This window comes from Massilibacteroides sp. (genome assembly GCF_028705895.1).
Lineage (GTDB): Bacteria > Bacteroidota > Bacteroidia > Bacteroidales > Tannerellaceae > Massilibacteroides.
The window spans coordinates 1-21,660 of sequence record NZ_JAQWCQ010000059.1; the positions used below are offsets into that span (position 1 = coordinate 1).

Consider the following 21,660-nt stretch of genomic DNA (forward strand, 5'->3'; position numbering starts at 1 on the left):
TGGTTCCACTCAATTATATCGTGAATTGAGAACGGCTATCCGTAATTATTATAAACGTAACTATCCGTTGACGGAAGAGGCGCGTGGTCGGGAGTTTCTGAATCCCGGTGATGGGTGGGTATCTCGTATTTGTCACGAGCCTCGTGTTGCTGTTGCCGTTTTGTATGAAATGTTGAATCCTTATATAAGTACAGGTAAGCTGACACTTCTTCTGGAGCATAAGGCTATATCGGCCGATACCGATAAAGACAGGATTTTGGCGTTAAAGGTTGTTGATGTACGAGATAAGGAATCTGTGGTATTGAGAGCTCCGTATTTTGTTGATGCAACGGAATTGGGTGATTTGCTGCCTCTTGCAAATGTTGAGTTCAGGACGGGTACAGAGTCTAAAAGTGAGACGCGGGAATTGCATGCTCCTGAGATTGGCAATCCGAAGAATCAACAAGCATTTACTGTTTGTTTTGCTTTAGGGTATGAAGAAGGAGCGGATTACACGATGGATAAGCCTGCGAATTACGACTTTTGGCGTAATTATGTTCCTGAACTAACGCCTCCTTGGTCGGGACCATTGCTTAGCCTGACTTATAGTCAGCCAGCAACACTGGATTCTAAGACATTGGGCTTTAATCCTACAGGTGCTTTGACCGGTGATGTCCTGAATTTGTGGAATTATCGTCGTATTATTCATCAGAATAATTTTGTTCCCGGCACCTATATCGGGGATGTTTCGCTTGTCAACTGGCCGCAGAATGATTATATGTTGGGAAATCTGGATCAATCCGAAGAGGAGTTTAAGTATCATGTGGCTCAGGCTAAAGAACAAAATCTTTCTTTGATTTATTGGTTGCAGACAGAAGTGACTCGTCCGGATGGAGGAAAAGGTTGGCCGGGATTGCATCTGCGGGGTGACATTATGGGAACTAAAGACGGAATGGCAAAGTATCCGTACATCCGTGAAGCGCGCCGTATAAAACCTGTTTTTACTATTCTGGAAGAACATGTCGGAAAAGAAAATCGAGCAGCCCTTTCAGGTGTGGATAAGTCGGCTGACTTTTTTGATAGTGTCGGCATTGGTTATTATCATATTGATTTGCACCCGACGAGCGGTGGAGACAATTACGTGGACTTCCCTTCTCTGCCTTTCCAGATTCCATTAGGGGCGTTGCTCCCACAACGAGTGGAAAATTTATTGCCCGCTTGCAAGAATATCGGAACGACTCATATCACGAATGGTTGTTATCGTTTGCATCCTGTAGAGTGGAGTATCGGGGAAGCTGTAGGAGCATTGGTTTGCTACGCCAGCAAGAAGAATATTCCTCCTAAAGCAGTGCGTGAGAATCCGGAGCTGCTGCAGGAATTTCAGATAATAATACGTAATCAAGGAGGGGAAACTCACTGGCCGGAATAAGAAGATATGGAAAAGCCCATAAAGAGTGACATGTCTCACCGCCTTATGGGCTTTTCTTTATTACATTCTTTCAGGAACCTCTATTCCAAGTAGATTCATTCCCGATTTTACTACCTTTGCAACATTGGCGGATAAAACCAAACGGAATATTTTTAATGTTTCATTCTCTTCACGAAGGATAGAGAAATCGTGATAGAATTGATTGTATTCCTTTACCAAATCATAAATGTAGTTAGCAATAAAAGCCGGACTATATTCTGTTCCTGCTTCTTTTACTGTCGTAGCGAAATCGGCAACTAATTGCACTAAGCCTTCTTCTTTTTCTGATAACTCGATATTCAACGGTAACTCTGTCGGTAGCGTAATGCCTTGTTCCTCTGCTTTGCGCAGTACCGAACAGATACGGGCATAAGTATATTGAATAAATGGGCCGGTGTTACCATTGAAATCAATAGATTCTTTCGGGTTGAAGGTCATGTTTTTACGTGGGTCAACCTTTAGAATGAAATATTTTAAAGAGCCTAAACCGACTATTTCGGCAATACGTTCCGCTTCTTCCTGTGTTAACCCATCCAATTTGCCTAACTCTTGCGAGATATCCCGAGCGGTAGAAACCATTTCTTCCATCAGGTCGTCAGCATCAACCACCGTACCTTCGCGGCTTTTCATCTTGCCTTCCGGTAGTTCCACCATTCCGTATGAGAAATGAACTAATCCTTTCCCAAACTCAAATCCGAGTTTGTCCAACAAAATAGAAAGCACCTGGAAATGATAGTTTTGTTCGTTACCTACTACATAGATCATTTTGTTGATCGGATAATCATCAAAGCGAAGTTTTGCCGTTCCGATATCCTGAGTCATATATACAGAAGTACCATCTGCGCGTAGCAATAGTTTCTCGTCTAAGCCATCCGGAGTCAGATCAGCCCATACCGATCCGTCTTCACGACGATAAAAGATACCCTTCTCTAACCCCTCAAGCACTTTCTCCTTGCCTTCTAAGTAGGTTTCCGATTCGTAATAGATCTTGTCGAAATCAACACCCATACGTTTGTAGGTTTCATCGAATCCTGCATATACCCAGCTATTCATCTTTTTCCAAAGAGCAACCGTTTCTTTATCACCAGCCTCCCATTTACGGAGCATCTCTCTCGCTTCAGCCATCAATTTAGATTGTGCCTCGGCTTCCTCTTTCTTCAGCCCGGTTGCTTCCAGTTCTCTGAGTTCTGTCTTATAATGCTTGTCAAACAATACGTAGAAATCGCCGATTAGGTGATCTCCTTTCTTGCCTGTTGACTCCGGCGTTGCCCCATTGCCCCATTTTTGCCAGGCAAGCATTGACTTGCAAATATGGATACCACGATCATTGACGATGTTTGTCTTCACAACCTTGAATCCATTGGCTTTCATGATTTCCGCCAGACTAAAACCAAGCAGATTATTACGTACGTGTCCGAGATGAAGAGGTTTGTTGGTGTTTGGTGAAGAATATTCAATCATAACCAACGGGGCATTCTCTGTCACGGGAACTATCCCGTAAGATGCCGTAGCGTTAATCTGATTCAGTAAATCCACCCAGCAAGAAGCTGCAACTGTGAGATTCAAGAAACCCTTTATCACGTTAAACTCCGCAACAGCCGGTTCGTTTTGCAAAAGGTATTCGCCAATTTCCTGCGCTGTTTGTTCAGGAGATTTCTTTGAAACTCTCAAAAAAGGAAAGACCACTAACGTGAGATGGCCTTTAAATTCTTTTTTTGTCTTTTGCAACTGGATTTGTCCGGCGGCAACATCAGCCCCGTAAAGTGTCTTTATCCCGGTTACTACCGCACCGGTAATTTGCTGTTCTATCACCATAAGGTATATGTACTGTTGTTCAGATTATTATTCGTTTGGCAAAGGTACGGCTTTTTTCAAAAAAATAAAGCTTTCCCTTAAAGGAAAGCTTTCCCGGCCTAAATACAATCTAAAACAACTAATTACAAATCTATTATTATAATAATTTATGCTGTATTAATTCTTTCAACTCATGTTTCGGCATAGTGCCTAACATCATTTCCTTGCTACCGTCTTTCTTACAAAAAAGAAGCGTGGGAATTGTCCGGATATTGAATATTGAATCCAATTCCTCTTCCTTATCCACATCTACTTTGTATATATAGATATCTCCTCTATAATAGTCTGAAAACTCATCGAGGATCGGTTCTAACCTTTTGCAATAGCTGCACCAAGGTGCCGAAAAGTTCACAATACATGGCCTGTCACCTTTGTACTCCCAGTCTTTAGGCGATTCGTCCACGTCTCCTACAAGCGTAAGAAACTCAGCTTTTGTCAATTCTTTAACTGCCATATAATTTCTTTCTTTAATTCATTCAAACTGTCAATAAAACAAAGTTCAGAAATTAATATGACATAAGCTTTAAAATAAAAATAGATAAACTTTATGTAACTATAGCTGCAATTTATATCATCGACCTATTTGATCAGGTTTAATCTCGCTTTTCGGGTTGACATACTTGGAAACCAGATATCATTAGAGGTGAGTCCAAGCTCGTTAACCATTTGCGCACAATATTTCAGCATGTAATACTCCGGTCCTGCATTGTTCGTGCCGAATACAAATTTCAAGCCTTTATCCTTCGCTCTCTGCAATATATATTTACTGGGTATCTCATAACGGGCGCTGATCTCCAACGCGATATTATTAGTTGCCATTACATCGAGTATTTTGTCGATTCGACTATCTGTCCAATATTTATCGTACTCAGTTGAAAGCACATCGGGCAAATAAAACGCATTGGCAAAAAAGTCGGCCGGTTCTTCGGCTAATATTTTGGCGGTTTTATCCACAAGCATATCCATATAAGCTTCTTTCGGAATATCCACGATCACTTCTTCCGGACGATACGTGCGAACAAGTCGCCCCTTATGATCGATTATTGTCATCCCATCCGTAAACAAATAATCAAACGCTAACAATGCTTCTTTAGAAAAGCTGTTCAGCCATTTCCGTCCTTCCCCTTGTAAACCAAGCAAGAACGGCATTTTCTCAACGCTCTTATGATATTCTGCCAATTCGCTATCATTCTCATACATTTTTCCGCTACCTCCTTCGCCCGGTGTCAGAACCGGTCCGTAAGCATTTGGCGCTATCCCGAAGTTTATTCCGTAGGCCATTGACCGGGCATGCGCCATTTCACTTGTTAAACCGCCTTTGATGTGAACGTGATAATCTATTACGGGGAAATTAACCTGTTGTAGCCTGATAATCGGATCGTTCTGCTCATCCATCGGTGGCATCGTATCGTTCGGGTTAACAACCTCCGGAGACAAAGCCTTAACAATTAACTCCTTAAAATCAACTTTGCCTTCATACCCTTTCAATACAAAATTACCCGAACTCAGAATTCTGTTTTTATATTCACTAATACGATACGGATTTTCGGGTTCGGTGTAGCAGACAACATCTTCACCGTCTATCTTCACCGCAATATTTTTGCCTCTGACAGCCACCGAAAAAGGAAACCATTTATCATCACTTATCTGACTCTTATAAAGATTTCTTACGGCAGACAAACTGCCCGTTTTACGGCTTCCATCAATTGTCCCATTATGAAAGAGGATTTCATACCCCTTATCACCTCCATCGTTATGAAATAAGAGAGAAGCTGTTGAGCCGGAAGAAATATTGGCCAGACCGGTCAGTTCAAAATTTACAAAATCATCCTTACCACCTGCAAAAACAAGTTTATCACCACTGTTCACCGTGACAAGATCATCAACCACAACCGTCTTATCATTACTTTTCCACTTTTTCATGGCAGTGGGTTTCGAAAAATCGGCGCATGATATGAGCATCAAAAGCGACAAAAGAGAGACAAAAAAAGTGATGTGTTTCATATTAGTTTATTTAAGAACAACCCATAATCAACAAAAATACAAAAAATGCCTACAGATATAAGAACTTGTCAGTAAAATTTTACATGATAATGGATAGGAGCAAAAAAATAAAAAGATAGAAAATCATGTTATTTATGACCAAATTAACACCGCCCTTAGTAACGGCATTTTAAGGCACTTTTTGAAAGAAAAAGAGCAAAACTTTCACTCGCAAACAAGTCTCGGTAAACCCGAAGTAAAACATCTTATACGGAATGATCGTTTTTTAGAACTGTCAAAATCCAACTAAAAAACCGTTAAAAAAACACAACCCTATGTCTCAGAAAAAAAATACTGTTTGTTTTTTGAATATAAAGGATATTTTTCCAAATATAACCTTTTTATTTCCGACAAAAACGACCCAATTTTGGTTTTTATGTAATATTTATTCGTCTAAAACGGTACTAAAATAAAAAGAACGAGGATAATCGCTTTTTGCCCTGTAAGTAAAAGGGTGAAAATAGTAGCAATTTGTCAAGAAGGGTCTGCGAAATCAAAAAAAGATTGGATATCATTAATAGACGATTGATATATAATTTCAAATAGCCATATATTAAATCCTAACCAATAGATTTATCTTAAAGTGAATTCAAATAGTCCGATTTTATTTAAGAATTTCGGACATTTTATTATTATGTCCAGAAGAATATCGTACCTTTACGAACCGAGCCATAGTGAATATGAAGATAATACTAACAAAGGAGATACGGAGTATCATAGATAGAAACGGGCCGAATAAACTTTATATGGTGAGTGACTTTGCTCATCTGAATAATGATGGCTTGGTTACTCGTGCCCTTTCCCGACTGGAAAAAGAAGGTGTGCTCATACGTCTTTCACAAGGTCTCTATTTATATCCTTTGCGAAATAAGTTTGGCGTACTTCGCCCATCCATTGAAGATATAGCATACGCCATTGCTGAAAAGGATAAAGCTCGCATCATTCCCTGTGGACTAACGGCTTTGAACAAATTGGGACTTTCCACACAAGTTACGATGAATGCCGTCTATTTGACAGATGCTACTGCTCGAGAGCTTATTATAGGAAATCGTAAAATCATATTCAAACGCAGTGTACCCCGCAATTTTGCCTATAAGACGGATTTATTTCCATTGATAGTCGCTGCTATGAAGGAATTAGGGAAAGACGGTGTGACCGATGATCAGGTTGTTATTATAAAACAAACCATTGAAAAATATGGCAATCCCGATGATATTAGATACGATTACAGCATTGCCCCGCAATGGATTAAACAAAGACTTGCATTATGAATAATTGGACTAAACTCACAAAAGAAGAACAATTTACCATTTTAGCTAATATTGCCGAAGATAAAGGGATTGTGGACAATGCCGTAGAAAAGGACTATTGGGTCAGTATGGTATTGCGTGCCATATTCTCTTTGCCGTATGCTACAGCTTTTGTTTTCAAGGGAGGAACAAGCCTTAGCAAAGGTTGGGGGTTGATAGAACGTTTTTCTGAAGATATTGACCTTGTAATAGATCCCAAACATTTGGGATTCGCAGATGTTGCTACTAAAAGCCAACGGACTAAATTGCGGAAAGACTCCAAGAAATTTATTGATGGTATTTTTGCGCTTGACATTGAGGATAAGCTAAAGGAATTTGGATTATCGGAATGTTGTAAGGTAATAGTTCCGGAGACATCCGTCAGCGATTTAGATCCTGTAGTTCTGTTTATCGAGTATAATTCGGTGTTGCAAACAAAAATGCAATATATACCGGAACGAGTCAAGATTGAGATAAGTTGTCGTTCTCTTATGGAGCCATCGGAAGGAGTAAAAATGTGTTCAATGATTGAAGACGCCTATCCGGATGAAGAATTTTCATTGCCAATATTTATAGTTCCTGTCGTAGTTCCGGGACGGACATTTTTGGAAAAAGTTTTTCTGTTACATGAGGAATTTAGCCGTCCGAACGGCTGTACGCATATCGAACGTATTACGCGGCATATGTATGACATTGTGAAGATGATGGACAAGCCATTTGCAATGGAAGCAATGCAGAATGTCCAATTATACGAGGACATTGTGGCTCATCGTAAGAAGTTCACTGCATGGAGCGGGCTGGATTACACAACTCATCTTCCCAACACGATATCTTTTCTTCCTCCTGTAAGTATAGAAGGTGTTTTACGGGAAGACTATAAGCAAATGCAGATCGGCTTCATTTATGCAGATGCACCCTCTTTCGATGAGATTATGGAGCGGTTACAGGATTTGCATGACAGATTCAGATCATTGAAATGGAAAAAATAATCGTTGATAGTATGGCAGATATTAATGTTGATATAAAAGAAACAGAAATTTTCAATCTCTATCCTGAAGTATTGACCACTTTGCTCAAAGACCATACAACAGGACGAAACATCTTTTGGGCAACGGATTCATATAGGCATATGGGCGAAGGCTTTCAGTATGGAGATGCCATAACCATTGAACATATTATCGGGAAAAACGGAATGATTATTCGTTCACGTTCCTTGAAAAGCAAGGACGAACAGACGGAGCGCACAAAGGAAATGGCGGAAGTGTTTACTCCATCATGGGTTTGTAATGTCCAAAACAATCTTGTGGACGAAGCTTGGTTTGGAAGAAAAAATGTATTCAACTCTGTTGATGACGCGCAACATGCAGAAATTGTGGATAAGGTGATAACTTGGAAAAAAGAAGACAACGACTTAAAGCACATCCCCTTTAATGTATGATTCATAGAGATAGGCCGGACTTTCGTAATAAAGACTACTATTAAAATCTTCTATTTTACGAGAAAGCCAGGAATTATATACTTCAATAAGCATTTCAATCGGTTCTTTATTTTGCTGATTGCAAAGATCAATTATCAGACGTTTATATACTTTTCCGATATCCCAATGGGTGGGTATCGCATATTTAGCAACCGATATGTTGTCGAATGTTCCCTGTTCAATATGGTAATTATCGATTAATTCGTCTGATATTTTATCCATGTTTTCACTGTGATATACATCGGCCAAATCATATATGTGTTGTAGCTTTTTTTTGCCGATAGCATTAACTATGACGTTTCGATGATTTTTTGTTTTTCTGCCAATATATTCAATCAGACTACAAAGAAAAAACAAATCATTATATTCTTTTTTCTCTCTACCAATCATAGACTACTCTCCCCCCCCCCACTTTTAATTGATTATGTAGTAAAAGTAGTAAAAGTTTCTATCTGTCCCTAAGTTTTTGCAGTTAATAGAATCCGACTCACTCCCTTGCTGTGATGTGAAAACAACCTTGTTTGCGTTCGTGCTTGATGTAGCAACGGTCTGCATGTTGTAAATCACGAAGAACGGAGGCGAGTACCATCTTTAATTGATCTTTATCGATGTCCAAAGGATCTTTTTCGTCTATTTTAGTATATCGCACCCACGAGACATCGAAGGTTGTTCCGTATTGGTGGGCGGAGTTTGCGGAGGAATTGATGTTTCTTTTGCGAAGTTTTGAGACATCTTCGACTGTACGGGTAACGCTTGTTACTTTGATCTTATATAATGATGCATTCAGGTTGTATAACGAATCCTGAAAATTGCGTCCGATATCTTCTAATAATTGTTCTGCTTCGGGAACCAGAAAAGGGATAGAGTGTGTCAACTTCTCCACTTCATAATAATCGTTCGTCCCGATTTCCTTCATTTTCCTTGTAGCCCGTTCGGCCTCTTCACGTGAAGATACGGGCTTAATTCCGATTTGTTTAGCTGCCTCAAGATGCTTGTCGTTCAAATCATTGAAATCCCTGTTATAACTACCAATATAACGGATTGGCTTTAACTCTCCACGTTTTTCCTTACAAGAACCAAAAGCGGTTAATAACACGCATAGAAAACAAATACACTTCACTAATTTTCCCATCCTTCATTCATCTCATTTGTGAAAACAAAAGTAGAAAAATTATGCGTTTGCGAGAAGTTCGCAAATCATTAATGCCCAATGATTGGATTCTTTTTGACAAATCAATCTTAGTCCTTGTTTTTTAGCTTCAGCCTCAAGCACGGGGATGTCTTCGGTATAAAATCCACTCATAAACAGAAGTGCACCGGGTTTCATGGCAGCAGTATAAGCATGCATATCATTGAGTAATATATTCCGATTGATATTTGCTATAATTAAGTCGAATTGTCTTTCTGTTCCTATTTGTTCCGCTCCTCCCAGTTTTATTTCAATGTCGGAAGTCTGATTTAATTTGCAGTTTTCCACGGCATTCTCATAAGCCCATTCATCAATGTCAATAGCTACGGTTTTTCCTGAACCTAATTTACGGGCAAGAATTGCTAAAACAGCAGTACCACATCCCATATCAAGAATGGCTTTTCCCTTTAACGGAGTCTCCAACAATTCTGTAATCATTAATCGCGTAGTATCGTGATTGCCTGTGCCGAAAGCCATTTTGGGATCAATTAAAAGGGTATGTTTGAATCCCGATTCTTCGGGGTGAAAAGAAGCCTTAATAATACATTCTTTTCCGATTCGGATCGGTTTGAAATAATTTTTCTCCCACTCTTCATTCCAGTCTTTCGCTTTCATAAAGTCGGTTTCATAATTAAATTCTACGCCGTCCAAAGGGAAATTACCTAACCGTTGTTCTATTGTTTCCTTATGATATAAAGTTGCCGGTATATAAGCAGAAAGCCCATTCTCATTTTCTTCAAAACTTTCAAAACCAATCTCTCCTAATTCAGAAGAAAGAACATCGTTAATGATTCCTGCAGGTATCATTGAAGTATAGGTGATATTTAATACGTAATAATCCATAATATTGTTATCAATTATAATTAATCGTAAAAGTACGACAATCCCGGTAATGTTTTTTGTTATTTTTGTATCAATTGATAATTGAATGCCTATGTTGCCGATTCTTATTGTGGAAGATGATATAACTTTTTCTTTGATGCTCTCAACCTGGCTAAAGAAGAAAGGCTTTGATGTGACTTCAATCGCTACAATTGTCGATGCCAAAAAGATAATTGAAAAGAAACAGTTTGATTTAATCTTGTCTGATTTGCGATTGCCTGATGGAGATGGTATAGATCTTCTAAAATGGTTGGAAAATAAACAACTCTCACTTCCTGTGATTGTGATGACCGGTTACGCCGAAGTGCAGACTGCTGTCCAAGCAATGAAATTAGGTGCATCAGATTATATTTCCAAACCGATTAATCCACAGGAATTACTGAAAAAAATTGAGGAGATCTCTGCGATAAAAGAAGAATCCGTACCTGTTGTTCGCGAAATAGCGGAGGAGAAACATGAAGAATATATTCAGGGAAAGAGTAATAATGCTGTTCAGATGTATGATCATGTGAAGTTAGTTGCTCCAACGGATATGTCTGTTTTGATTACGGGAGAGAGTGGAACGGGGAAAGAATACATAGCACGATTAATTCATCTTCAGAGTTCACGCTCAAAAGCTCCTTTTGTAGCAGTTGATTGTGGCGCGATTCCGAAAGACCTTGCTGCTTCAGAGTTTTTTGGTCATATAAAAGGTTCGTTTACCGGAGCTATTGATAATAAAACAGGTGCATTTGTTGCTGCGGATGGCGGAACGATATTTTTAGACGAGATCGGAAACCTTACCTACGAGATTCAGGTTCAGCTTTTGAGGGCTTTGCAAGAACGCAAAGTAAAACCTGTCGGTAGTAATCAGGAGCTACCGATTAATGTACGGTTGATTTCTGCGACCAACGAAAATCTTCGGCAAGCTATCGATAACGGCGAATTTCGGGAAGATCTCTATCATCGTATCAATGAATTTACTATACGCATTCCCAGTTTGCAAGAAAGAAAAGAAGATATCATTCTCTTTGCCAATCACTTTCTTGATCAGGCGAATTCTGAATTAAATAAGTCTATTGTCGGCTTTGATGAGGCGGTAACTAAACTATTCTGTTCTTATTCATGGCCGGGAAATCTCAGACAAATGAAAAATTCCGTGAAATACGGAACACTTTTAGCTGTGGGTAAGTTTATCACGCTGAATGATCTACCGGAGGAACTAACAGTAGTAAAAGACACGAAAGAGACGAACCCTGTTGTGCAACTCAAAAGTGAAGACCATGAACGTTCGCTGATAGTTCGGGCACTGCAAGAAACGGAAAACAACAAATCCAAAGCTGCTAAATTATTAGGGATAGACAGGAAAACACTATACAATAAACTGAAAATATATAATATAGATTAGTCCAGCATTAAGGTCATGCCGGCGTTTTTATCTGAAAATAAAGCTTGAATATCGATGTCTCTCTTTTTAAAATAATCGGCATCAATTATTTTAGCCATACCCTTTGGAAAAGCCTTTCCAGTATTTGGTGGGGTTAGGTAGTTCACAGTAGCTTGGTTATACTGTTTTGCCGTTGCATTCAATAACTCTTCTTTTATAGAGTCATTATTGTACACAAATTCAGGGATAAAAACCGAATGTCCTTCCTCTTCCGGCAAAGTAAAAGCCATCCCGACTATTTCATTGTTTTCGTTGGTAGCAATAAGAAGTTTACCTCCACTAATATCAAGATCCTGTCGTATTATCTCAAAGTCTGTTTCGGAATGCAATACACAGGCCTTTCGTTCTCTTAGCTTTTGGTCAAGAAACGGAAAAAGCCGCGCGTCCGTTTCGGTGGCAACAGATATGTGTAGGTTACTCTCTGTAGATAGAGCAGATGCAGTATAGGAACTTCTCTGATAAAAAAAGGCCTCTTGATAGCCATATTTCCGATAGATATCAAATAGCCAAGGCTCGGCAGGAATAAGAGTAGCGAGTGGTATATTGCGGCGCTTTAGTTCATTGTCTGCCATCCCCATCAATTGACGCATCATTCCTTTTCCTCTTTCTGCAGGAAGAGTGCTGACGCCACAAATGTAGGAAATCGGAACTTCTTTATCCTCCAATAACATTGTATAAGGAAGAAGCTGCAATGCTGCCACAATCCGTCCTTGTTTTTCTATTACAAGAGTGCTGTCATTCTGATAAACATTGTCAAAGAAAAGTCGGATAAACTCTTCTGTATCACCGAAGCATACACGCCATAGTTCCTCTGTTCCTTGTCTTTTCATTATAACAATCTTTGCAGGGTTTCTTAACTGCTCCATTTTTTTCCAACAGGATTGCAGGTTGATAAGACAGCTTGGCTTTTCTCAATCCGGGTATTCCTAAATCCTCTTCTCTGTTTACATACGTAAAATAGTCAGGAATATGTGATGCAAATTCCTGATTGATCAAAGCATAAGAACCGTCATAGTTCACATCTGCTTTTTCCACATGTACCCCGAATGTATCTTGATTGATCGGAGCACCATAAGAGAACGCAACGATCTCTCCATCTACACAGATGGCTCCTCCTATAATACCCAACTTATCATAATTCTGCAGAGCATAGGTCATCGACCTGCGTTCATTGGATAATTCATTGCCATCTTCTTCTGTATTATTTGCTTTATACCATTTACGCTCTAATTCCAGACATTGAGGAACGATTTCCGGCGTAAGTGGCATATACGTATAATTATAGGCTTTCTTGAAGTTGTTGATATGATTCCTCTTTGATTGATATTTTTTCCCTTTTAATTGTACCAGGTCTTCACGCAAATAGATGTAATCATAATAATCGCGCTCCTGAATATACGTAAATGATCCGGGAAAAGTTTCTTCAGCCAACGTTTTAGCTTCCGGAGAAATACCTAAAAGTAATAACGGATGTCCGTGTTCTAAAGAATCTTTTTCAATTGTACAAAAAGCCTGTTTCAAGTCTCCTTTTCCCAAGGGAAACATATACGCTAAACGGCTTTTGTCTTCAATCCAGAAACGGATAAGTAAAAAGCCGTCTGATATTGCATATTCGCTATCATATAGAAAGCGCCAGCTACACATATTTGCAAATGAAAAATCACAATTGCGGTAAATACTATTCAACGTATAAGATGTGATGATATCCCTATCATCTATTGTAATCGGTTTAAACGATACCATTATAATTTCCTTTCGATTCGATTTTTAACAATTCCTTTATACAACTACTGGAAACCCTATATTGTTTAAAACGGATAGAGCAAAGGGAGAACTAATATCATGATAATGGCCATGATTATCTGAAGAGGTACCCCTGCTTTTATATAATCCATGAACGTGTATTTCCCCGGAGTCATTACTAATGCATTTGGCGGTGTTGAGAAAGGAGATGCGAAACACATACTTGCGGAAACAGCTACTGCCAGTAGAAAAGGATAAGGGCTGGCATTCATTGTTTCGGCAGACTGTAAAGCAATTGGGGCAAGAAGTACTGCGGTAGCCGTGTTGCTGATAAAAAGAGTCATTACCGATGTTGTGAGATAGATCCCCGCTAATAGGAACATGGGGCCATAGCCTCCGAGAGAACTTACTAATTGTTCTGAGATAAAAGTAGATACTCCCGTTTTTTGTAAAGCCAACGACATCGGCAGCATGGCGGCTATCAAAACCACACTTTCCCAATTGATTGTCTTGTAGGCTTCTTCTACGTTTCTGAAGCAGCCTGTCAGCACCATTAGAACCGCTGCGATCAGTACGGATGCCACACCTGGAATAATGTTGAATACCATCATAACAACCATAAACAACATGATTAAGGCTGCGATAGGTGCTTTGTAATCTAATGTTACTTTGGCGGCTTCTTCAATCGGCTGTCCTAAGACTACCCAATCCGATTGATTCTTTGATAAGCGGGTGATATCATCCCAATTCCCTTGAACCAACAAGACATCTCCCGAATGTATTTTAAAATCTTTTACGTCATTCAGAAAATATTCACCTCTGCGTTCAATACCTAAAACATTTGTTGAATAATCACTCCTGAAATTGGATTCTTTTACGGTTTTATTAACCAGAGATGATTCGGCTAAAATGACTACTTCGGCGATTCCGATTTGTCGTACACTTAATTTCTCCTGAGAAGAATTTCCCGCATATTCTGTCACATTCGACTCGGTAAGTTCGAGTTTGTTGTCTTGAATAAAGCGTTCTACATTCTCGAAGGCTCCAAATACATATAGAATATCATTCTCTTCTAAAACTGTATTCGGCCCGGCTAAAGCCTGATCTACTGTTTTCAGGAAACGTCCTGAAGTAGCCGATTTGCGACGTATTTCAAGAATTGAAATGTTATATTCCTGCGTAATATTTAATTCCTGTAGTTTTTTGTTTCGAATGGGGGAATTCTTTTTGATACAAATTCTGAATAGGTTATCAAATAGTTGGTACTTTTTGACAAGTTCACCTTGAGTCCGTTTTTTTGTATTTCCGTCTTTGGGCTTATCTTCTTTTTTATTTAAGAGCCATTTGCTCAACGGAATCATGATTAATATACCTACGAGTAAACAGATAATCCCTATAGGAGTAAACGCGAAAAAGGATAATCCCTCGTAGCCGGCATTTATTAGTGCTTCATTCACAACCAAGTTTGGAGGAGTACTGATTAAGGTCGCAATGCCTAAGCTACTTGCAAATGCTAACGGCATCAGTAACCTGCTTGGATTAATTCCTGCTCCGTTTGCCATACTGATTACTATAGGTAGCATAAGCGCAACTGTTCCTGTATTACTTACGAAAGCTCCTATTGTGGCGGTAACAACCATAATTAATATGAGTAATTTCAACTCACTATTCCCTGCTAATTGTAATAATCTGCTACTGATCATTTTTGCTAATCCGGTTTTGAAGATAGCACCTCCTACCACAAAAAGACCAACCATCATAATCACTACCGAACTGGAGAAACCGGATAAGGCTTCCTCAGGAGTCAGAATATTGAAAACGATAAGTAATATTAGAGAACACAATGCTACGAGGTCGGCACGAATTTTCCCATGTACGAAAAAGATCATTGATAAAGCAAGAATGACAAGGGTTGTTATCATAAATCTTAATAAATTAATAGATGAAAGTTATTGACGGTTTCTGTTCAGACTAAAAACTAATACGTACCTTTAACAGTCAGAATTTAGAACAAAGATACGAAATATAATTAAAACAATAGGATAAATATATGTATATGAGAACATCAGATGTAGGATTAATCGGACTTGCCGTCATGGGTGAGAATCTGGCATTGAATATGGAAAGTAAAGGTTTTACAGTTTCTGTTTATAATCGTAGTGCTCCCGGTGAAGAAGGGGTGGTTGATCGTTTTATAAACGGACGTGCTAAAGGCAAAAACTTTATTGGAACACATACAATTGAAGAGCTTGTAGAGTCAATAGCCAAACCGCGTAAAATAATGATGATGGTGAAAGCGGGATCTCCGGTGGATGAACTGATTGAACAACTTATACCTTATCTTTCTCCGGGCGATGTTATTATTGACGGAGGAAACTCTGATTTTCCGGATACGGAAAGAAGGGTGAAATACCTCGAAAGCAAAGGCTTTTATTTCGTCGGATCAGGTGTTTCCGGAGGTGAAGAAGGGGCATTGAACGGTCCTTCTGTTATGCCCGGAGGTTCGGCTGAAGCATGGCCGTTAGTAAAGACCATTTTGCAGGGAATTTCTGCAAAAGCAGACGATGGGGCACCTTGTTGTCAATGGATAGGAAAAGGTGGGGCAGGACATTTTGTTAAGATGGTACATAACGGTATTGAGTATGGTGATATGCAACTAATTACGGAAGCTTATGCTGTTCTTAAATATCGTAAAGGATTGAATAATGATTCTTTAGCAGAGGTATTCGAAAAATGGAATAAAGGTGATCTGGATAGTTTCCTGGTGGAAATCACAGCTGCTATTCTGCGCTATCGGGATGAAGATGGAAGCCCTCTTTTAGATAAGATAAGGGATGTTGCCGGACAGAAGGGAACGGGAAAATGGAGTGCAATTACTGCACTGAATGAAAACGATCCGTTGACTTTGATTACGCAGGCAGTCTATGCGCGTTTGCTTTCGGCCTTAGCGGAAGAAAGAGCAACTGCTGCCGGTTTGTATGCAGCTCCTGAAAATGAAAAAAGCCTGATCTCGGAATCAGACGTAGAACAGGCACTCTATGCGGCTAAGTTGATTTCTTATGCGCAAGGTTTTTCGTTGATGAAACGTGCTTCCGCGCATTATGACTGGCAATTGGACTATGGCTCAATTGCAAGTATCTGGCGTAAGGGATGTATTATTCGTTCCGCGTTTCTTAATAATATTACGGATGCCTACAGGAAGAATCCGGCTCTTGAGAATTTATTGTTCGATGCTTTCTTCCAAGGAAAGATAGAAGCAGCAGTGCCTTCTTTGCGTAAGGTAGTGGCTGAAGGTGCCTTGAGTGGTATCGCATTACCCGCTATGAGTGCTGCATTGACCTATTTTGATGGTTTGCGTACGTTGCATTCTGCGGCAAATCTGATTCAGGCGCAACGGGATTATTTTGGAGCTCATACTTATGAACGGGTAGATCGTGAACCAGGTCACTTTTTCCATACAGATTGGACAGGTAAAGGAGGAAAGACTGTTTCCGGAACTTATAATGTTTAAAGAAAGGATTTAATATGATAAAAGCAGATAATCAACTACTCGTTATATTCGGGGCATCAGGAGACCTGACCGGGCGTAAGCTCTTGCCCTCGCTGTTTGAGTTGGATATACGTGATTTGCTCCCTGACCGGCTTTGTGTTTTAGGCGCTTCACGTACAGAATATACGGATGAGGAGTTCCGGGAGGAACAGCGTAAGCAAATGTTGCCTTCTGTCCAGAAGAAACATATGGATGAGAAGAAATTGGATGAATTTCTGAAGCGGGTTTATTATGTGTCGTTTAATTCTATGGAATCGGCAGAATATCCGAAGCTGAAAAAGAAAATGAAGGATCTTCAACATAGTGCGGACCTGCCGGATAAGGTGGTTTATTACATGGCAACTCCTCCTTCTATGTATGAAGTGATTCCACAGTGTCTAAAAGAAAACCGGATGAACCGTGCGGCTGATAAAACCGGATTTCGCCGTATCGTCGTGGAAAAGCCTTTCGGAACAAGTCTTGAATCTGCACAAAAATTAAACGAACATTTATGCTCTATTTTTAAGGAGGAAGAAATCTATCGTATTGATCATTATTTAGGAAAAGAAACGGTACAGAATATTCTGGTCTTGCGTTTCTCAAATGGAATATTTGAACCACTTTGGAATAGAAACTATATTGATTCGATTGAAATATCAGCGGCAGAGACACTCGGGGTGGAAAAGCGTGGAGGCTATTATGATAGAGCAGGGGCAATGAAAGACATGGTGCAGAATCATCTGATGCAGTTAATGTCGTTTGTGGCTATGGAAGCACCATCTGTCTTTGAACCGGAACCTATCCGTGATGAAATTGTGAAAGTTTTCCGTTCCGTTCGTCCGTATATGAAAAATGAAATAGATGATATGGTGGTTCGTGGTCAATATGAAGGTTACCGGAAAGAAGAGAATGTTGACCCTAATTCGCAGACGGAAACCTATGTAGGCATGAAGTTTTTTATTGACAATTGGCGCTGGAGTGGTGTTCCTTTCTTTTTCTTTACCGGTAAGAAATTGCCGGCAAAAACATCAGAAGTGGTTATCCACTTCAAATCTACTCCTCATACATTGTTTGTTGGCCAATGTTCCGGCGGATCATGTAATAAATTAGTGATTCGTATCCAACCGAACGAGAGTATAACGCTTCAATTCGGCTTAAAGCAACCGGGAGCCGGTTTTAAAGTAAAACAAGTAGGGATGGATTTTCGTTATGATTCATTGGCAACGATCTATCTTCCTGATGCCTATGAGCGTTTATTATTGGATGCGATGTTGGGCGATTCTACGCTTTATTCAAGAAGCGATGCTCTGGAAGCCAGCTGGAGGTTTATCGATCCCATACTGAATCATTGGAAGGAAAAAGGAGTAGAAGGACTTTTCCCTTATGCTCCGGGATCAAACGGGCCGGAAGAAACCCGGAAATTAGGTGCTGAACCAGCAATTGATTGTGGATGTCATTTTTAAATAAAAATAAAGGAGGGTGTTATGAAAGTAGAAAAACATCATACCGGACAAGAGGCGTTACGATCACTGACCGCGCGCCTGATCGACCTGATGCAGGTCAAAACAGAAAGGCGTTTTAATCTGGCGCTTTCAGGGGGAGAGACCGCAAAACAAATGTATGCTTTGTGGACTGAAGAATACCGCGAGGCAATTAATTGGGGACGATTGCATTTTTATTGGGTAGATGAACGTTGTGTTGCTCCTGATAGTCCGGACAGTAATTACGGTCATGCAAATTCGTTGTTGTTTGAACCTCTAAATATTGCTCCGAATCATATTCATCGAATTCAGGGGGAGAACAATCCTGAAGAAGAGGCTATCCGCTATGCGGCGGAAGTAAATGGTCTTGTTGCTGAACGAAACGGACAACCGCATTTTGATTGTATTATTCTGGGAGTAGGAGGTGATCTGCATACAGCGTCAATTTTTCCACATACAATGCCGTTATTGACCGATTCCCGGAGTTATGCTACGGCTGCTCATCCTGAAAGCGGACAAATCCGGGTGACTATGACCGGTCCTGTAATCCTGAACGATACTCCTTTGTTGGTGCCCGTTATCGGAAAGGGAAAAGCATCTGTGATTGAAGCTCTGGAAAATCCGGATTTTGAAAAGAACCCGACTCCTGCCGTATATGTTCTGTCAAAAGCAACAGACGCAATATTATACACAGAGAATATTTAATAAAAAAACGTGAGGATGTCTCGGGAAAAGAATATCCTCACGTTTGTTTTATATCAGAAACGAATCGCTATACCGTGATAGTTTCTATTTCAACGTCCTATAACGTTGTATGTTCAGGACGTAATAAATCATTTACTGTCTTGACTGGATTAAATGTTTCGACGGGTACTTCTACGAAAACGGTGTTCCAATCACTCATTGCACCGTTCCATAGCCCCGGCAGTTCAAGAGCTTTTAATTCCCGCCCATCTTTGCTTTTCTGAGAAATAAAGCCGGTGTTTTTGTCCACATAATCAGGCAGATTGAATTTCTCTCCTTTGTAGTTTTTTATGGCGCAGACTAAATCCACCGGATTAAAGTGAGTACCTTCTTCAAACAACGCCTTATTTTCGGGATTATTAAGATCTATCTGAGAACTTTCCAGAATCTGCAAAGAGATTGTTCTATCCTGATTTACGGTAAAGAATGGTCCTCCCCCCGGCTCTCCCTGATTCCTTACCATACCACATACGCGTATAGGGCGATTAAATTTTCGTTTCAGATAAAGCACCAACTCAACATCTTCCAGCAGTTTTATTTCAGGATTGCGTAGATTTAATTCATTTTGAAGGAAATGAATCATTTCTTCAATCTGCGTATGGGAATATTTACCACTTTCTATCAGTTCGAGGTAACCGAATATTTTCTTTTGCAAACGAACCAACCATCCGGCTAACAGTTTTTTATAGGCAACAGTAGAGAATTTGAAAGAATCAGGAACTACATTATCTATATTCTTAATAAAAACAACATCTCCATCAATATCATTGAGGTTTTCTATTAATGCCCCATGTCCGCCGGGACGGAATAATAAGCTTCCGTCATTATTCAGGAACGGTTTGTTTTCCATGTCCACAGCTATCGTGTCTGTGCTTTGTTTCTGAACGCTAAACGAAATGTCATATTCAACGGAATATTTCTTCTCAAAGGCTTCTTTCTTTCTGCTTACAAGAGTCTTAAAAAGTCCGAGATGTTCAGGTGAAACTGTGAAATGCAGATTTACTTTGCCTAATTTGTTTTTTGCATACAATGCACCTTCGGCAAGATGTTCCTCCATGGCTGTCCGAACTTCTTTGCCGGAATGGTGAAAGAGTAATACTCCTTTAGGTAACTGTCCGTAATTAAGTCCGGATTCATCTAAAAGCATACTTACAATCTTTTTGTACCCTTTTTCCAGCAATAAAGAAGGAATATCTTTTCCTATCTTTTCCTGGCAGCACAAATTCAAGACATTGTAGAATGCAAAACGTTCCAGCCCATCGAAAAACTGTTTTTCGAAAGCCGTAGTCGGTTCATTATAAGATGCCGAAAGAAATTCGTAGAGGTTTTTAAACATCCGGCTGGCAGCTCCTGAAGCAGGAACAAACTTGATCACTTTCTTTTGGTTATCCAGATAGGCGTCCCATTCATTCATTAATCCGTCCTGTTCTTCTTTTGAAATAACTTTAATGCCTTTTTCAACAGAAGCCGAGGCGGTTATTTCCAAGAAAGGAAATCCTTTAGAAAAACAAGCCAATTGTTCTTCAATCTGTTTTTCCGTAATCCCTTTTTCGGTTAATTGCGTCAACGCTTTTGAATCTAACATATTTATATTTTTTAATTCATTACTCTTGCCGGTGTTTGCAAACAATGCATTCCACACAAATATATAAAATTGGGACAGGTAATTCATGCTATTTCATGAAAAAAAGATACTTTTACAGTAGGTTTAGGTTTGTCCATGTAAGGATTTGTATCAGTAAAGGCATACAGTGATGAATAAAATAGAGACATTTTTTACTCCGGAAGAAAAAGAAGTCTTTTTCTCTGAATATAAAAAACTGTTACGCAGTTTGTATTCATTCCTTGAAAAAGAAGATATCCGTAAGATGCGTACCCTTCTTAATGAATTGGTGTCTTTGGATTGCTACGGAAGAGATAGAAATGGCATAAACGGTTTAGTCAGAAATATCAGTACGGCTCTGATTGCAACTTCCGAGATTGGGCTTAAGCGCACTGCTGTGCTGGCATTGTTGCTTTATCGTCCTGTGTTGAAGGGGGCTATAACACTTGAAACGGTTGAACGCACTTTTAATTCGGATGTCACTCTTATTATCAGTAGATTACTCAAAACTTCTGATCTCTACGCTCGTAATACAGCCATTGATTCTGAAAATTTCCATCGTCTTTTGTTTTCTTTTGCCGAAGATGTTCGGGTGATCCTGATTATGATTGCCGATCGTCTCTGCATGATGCGGATGGGGAAACAGCTGAAGGAAGAGACCGACAGGAAACGGTTGGCTATGGAAGCATCGTATCTGTATGCTCCGTTAGCGCATCGTCTGGGTTTATACACCATTAAGAGTGAATTGGAAGATTTGTCGCTCAAGTATATGGATAATAAGCAATACCTTTTTATCAAACAAAAGCTGAATGAAACCAAGCGTTCCCGTGATGCTTATATTGAAGAGTTTATCCGTCCGGTACGTGAGAAATTAGTTCAGGCAGGACTTCATTTTGATATTAAAGGCAGGACAAAATCTATTTTCTCCATAAATAATAAACTGAAGAAACAAC

The 21,660-nt window shown here is 39.6% G+C and carries 19 protein-coding genes; 9 read left to right on the top strand and 10 right to left on the bottom strand.

Annotated features, from left to right (window positions below):
• On the top strand, positions 1–1,408 hold a 1,408-nt coding region (locus PHT93_RS12855; protein WP_300243647.1), incomplete at its 5' end, for an FAD-dependent oxidoreductase.
• A 60-nt stretch (positions 1,409–1,468) separates the two neighbouring features.
• On the opposite strand, the gene argS is transcribed toward PHT93_RS12855, so the two are convergent.
• The 3 genes from argS to PHT93_RS12870 all read right to left on the bottom strand — a co-directional run bounded on the left by argS (position 1,469) and on the right by PHT93_RS12870 (position 5,224).
• Positions 1,469–3,262 carry an arginine--tRNA ligase gene (argS, locus tag PHT93_RS12860; RefSeq protein WP_300243650.1) on the bottom strand — a complete coding sequence of 598 codons (1,794 nt, stop codon included), beginning with the start codon at positions 3,260–3,262 and terminating at the stop codon, positions 1,469–1,471.
• Between the two features lie 136 nt (positions 3,263–3,398).
• Positions 3,399–3,755 (bottom strand): thioredoxin domain-containing protein, encoded by a 357-nt coding sequence (locus PHT93_RS12865; protein WP_300243653.1) that lies wholly within the window; start codon positions 3,753–3,755, stop codon positions 3,399–3,401.
• A 125-nt stretch (positions 3,756–3,880) separates the two neighbouring features.
• Positions 3,881–5,224, bottom strand: a complete 1,344-nt coding sequence (locus PHT93_RS12870) for a family 16 glycoside hydrolase (protein WP_300243656.1) — start codon at positions 5,222–5,224, stop codon at positions 3,881–3,883.
• 800 nt (positions 5,225–6,024) lie between these two features.
• On the opposite strand from PHT93_RS12870, the gene PHT93_RS12875 reads away from it, so the two are divergent.
• Genes PHT93_RS12875 through PHT93_RS12885 form a run of 3 tightly spaced genes read left to right on the top strand, consistent with a single transcriptional unit; the run spans position 6,025 to position 8,071 of the window.
• A complete protein-coding gene (locus PHT93_RS12875; RefSeq protein WP_300243658.1) occupies positions 6,025–6,615 on the top strand; it encodes a DUF6088 family protein in 591 nt (196 codons plus the stop codon).
• Positions 6,612–7,622 carry a nucleotidyl transferase AbiEii/AbiGii toxin family protein gene (locus tag PHT93_RS12880; protein ID WP_300243660.1) on the top strand — a complete coding sequence of 337 codons (1,011 nt, stop codon included), beginning with the start codon at positions 6,612–6,614 and terminating at the stop codon, positions 7,620–7,622. The genes PHT93_RS12875 and PHT93_RS12880 overlap by 4 nt, the downstream gene beginning before the upstream one ends.
• Complete coding sequence (locus PHT93_RS12885) at positions 7,610–8,071, top strand: hypothetical protein (RefSeq protein ID WP_300243663.1); 462 nt, start codon at positions 7,610–7,612, stop codon at positions 8,069–8,071. The genes PHT93_RS12880 and PHT93_RS12885 overlap by 13 nt, the downstream gene beginning before the upstream one ends.
• Here PHT93_RS12885 and PHT93_RS12890 read toward each other — a convergent pair.
• The 3 genes from PHT93_RS12890 to prmA form a co-directional block, all read right to left on the bottom strand.
• Positions 8,045–8,332 (bottom strand): hypothetical protein, encoded by a 288-nt coding sequence (locus PHT93_RS12890; protein ID WP_300243665.1) that lies wholly within the window; start codon positions 8,330–8,332, stop codon positions 8,045–8,047. The two genes, PHT93_RS12885 and PHT93_RS12890, sit on opposite strands and share 27 nt — an antisense overlap.
• Positions 8,333–8,597: 265 nt before the next feature.
• Entirely contained in the window at positions 8,598–9,242 is a 645-nt protein-coding gene (locus PHT93_RS12895; protein WP_300243667.1) for a DUF5715 family protein, read from the bottom strand.
• Positions 9,243–9,281: 39 nt separating this feature from the next.
• Entirely contained in the window at positions 9,282–10,142 is an 861-nt protein-coding gene (prmA, locus tag PHT93_RS12900; RefSeq protein WP_300243669.1) for a 50S ribosomal protein L11 methyltransferase, read from the bottom strand.
• A gap of 91 nt (positions 10,143–10,233) precedes the next feature.
• Between prmA and PHT93_RS12905 the strand changes: the two genes are divergently transcribed.
• Positions 10,234–11,568: a sigma-54 dependent transcriptional regulator gene (locus PHT93_RS12905; RefSeq protein WP_300243671.1), complete on the top strand. Its 1,335-nt coding sequence runs from the start codon at positions 10,234–10,236 to the stop codon at positions 11,566–11,568.
• On the opposite strand, the gene PHT93_RS12910 is transcribed toward PHT93_RS12905, so the two are convergent.
• From PHT93_RS12910 to PHT93_RS12920, 3 genes are all read right to left on the bottom strand, one after another.
• Complete coding sequence (locus tag PHT93_RS12910; protein WP_300243673.1) at positions 11,565–12,437, bottom strand: GNAT family N-acetyltransferase; 873 nt, start codon at positions 12,435–12,437, stop codon at positions 11,565–11,567. The two genes, PHT93_RS12905 and PHT93_RS12910, sit on opposite strands and share 4 nt — an antisense overlap.
• Positions 12,391–13,353 (bottom strand): phosphatidylglycerol lysyltransferase domain-containing protein, encoded by a 963-nt coding sequence (locus tag PHT93_RS12915; RefSeq protein ID WP_300243690.1) that lies wholly within the window; start codon positions 13,351–13,353, stop codon positions 12,391–12,393. Before PHT93_RS12915 ends, PHT93_RS12910 begins: the two co-directional genes overlap by 47 nt.
• Positions 13,354–13,415: 62 nt before the next feature.
• A complete protein-coding gene (locus tag PHT93_RS12920; RefSeq protein ID WP_300243675.1) occupies positions 13,416–15,272 on the bottom strand; it encodes an SLC13 family permease in 1,857 nt (618 codons plus the stop codon).
• Between the two features lie 134 nt (positions 15,273–15,406).
• Here PHT93_RS12920 and gnd point away from each other — a divergent pair, with 134 nt between their 5' ends.
• From gnd to pgl, 3 genes are read left to right on the top strand one after another with little or no spacing between them, the layout of a single operon-like run.
• Positions 15,407–16,861, top strand: coding sequence for a decarboxylating NADP(+)-dependent phosphogluconate dehydrogenase (gene gnd, locus PHT93_RS12925; RefSeq protein ID WP_300243677.1), 1,455 nt, complete (start codon positions 15,407–15,409; stop codon positions 16,859–16,861).
• A gap of 14 nt (positions 16,862–16,875) precedes the next feature.
• Positions 16,876–18,342, top strand: coding sequence for a glucose-6-phosphate dehydrogenase (zwf, locus tag PHT93_RS12930; RefSeq protein ID WP_300243679.1), 1,467 nt, complete (start codon positions 16,876–16,878; stop codon positions 18,340–18,342).
• A gap of 21 nt (positions 18,343–18,363) precedes the next feature.
• Positions 18,364–19,065, top strand: a complete 702-nt coding sequence (gene pgl / locus PHT93_RS12935) for a 6-phosphogluconolactonase (protein ID WP_300243681.1) — start codon at positions 18,364–18,366, stop codon at positions 19,063–19,065.
• A gap of 97 nt (positions 19,066–19,162) precedes the next feature.
• Here the strand turns inward: pgl and PHT93_RS12940 are convergent, their stop codons facing one another.
• Positions 19,163–20,689, bottom strand: a complete 1,527-nt coding sequence (locus PHT93_RS12940) for a DUF4301 family protein (RefSeq protein WP_300243684.1) — start codon at positions 20,687–20,689, stop codon at positions 19,163–19,165.
• A 169-nt stretch (positions 20,690–20,858) separates the two neighbouring features.
• Here PHT93_RS12940 and PHT93_RS12945 point away from each other — a divergent pair.
• A partial coding sequence (locus PHT93_RS12945; RefSeq protein ID WP_300243687.1) for an HD domain-containing protein occupies positions 20,859–21,660 on the top strand: 802 nt, incomplete at its 3' end.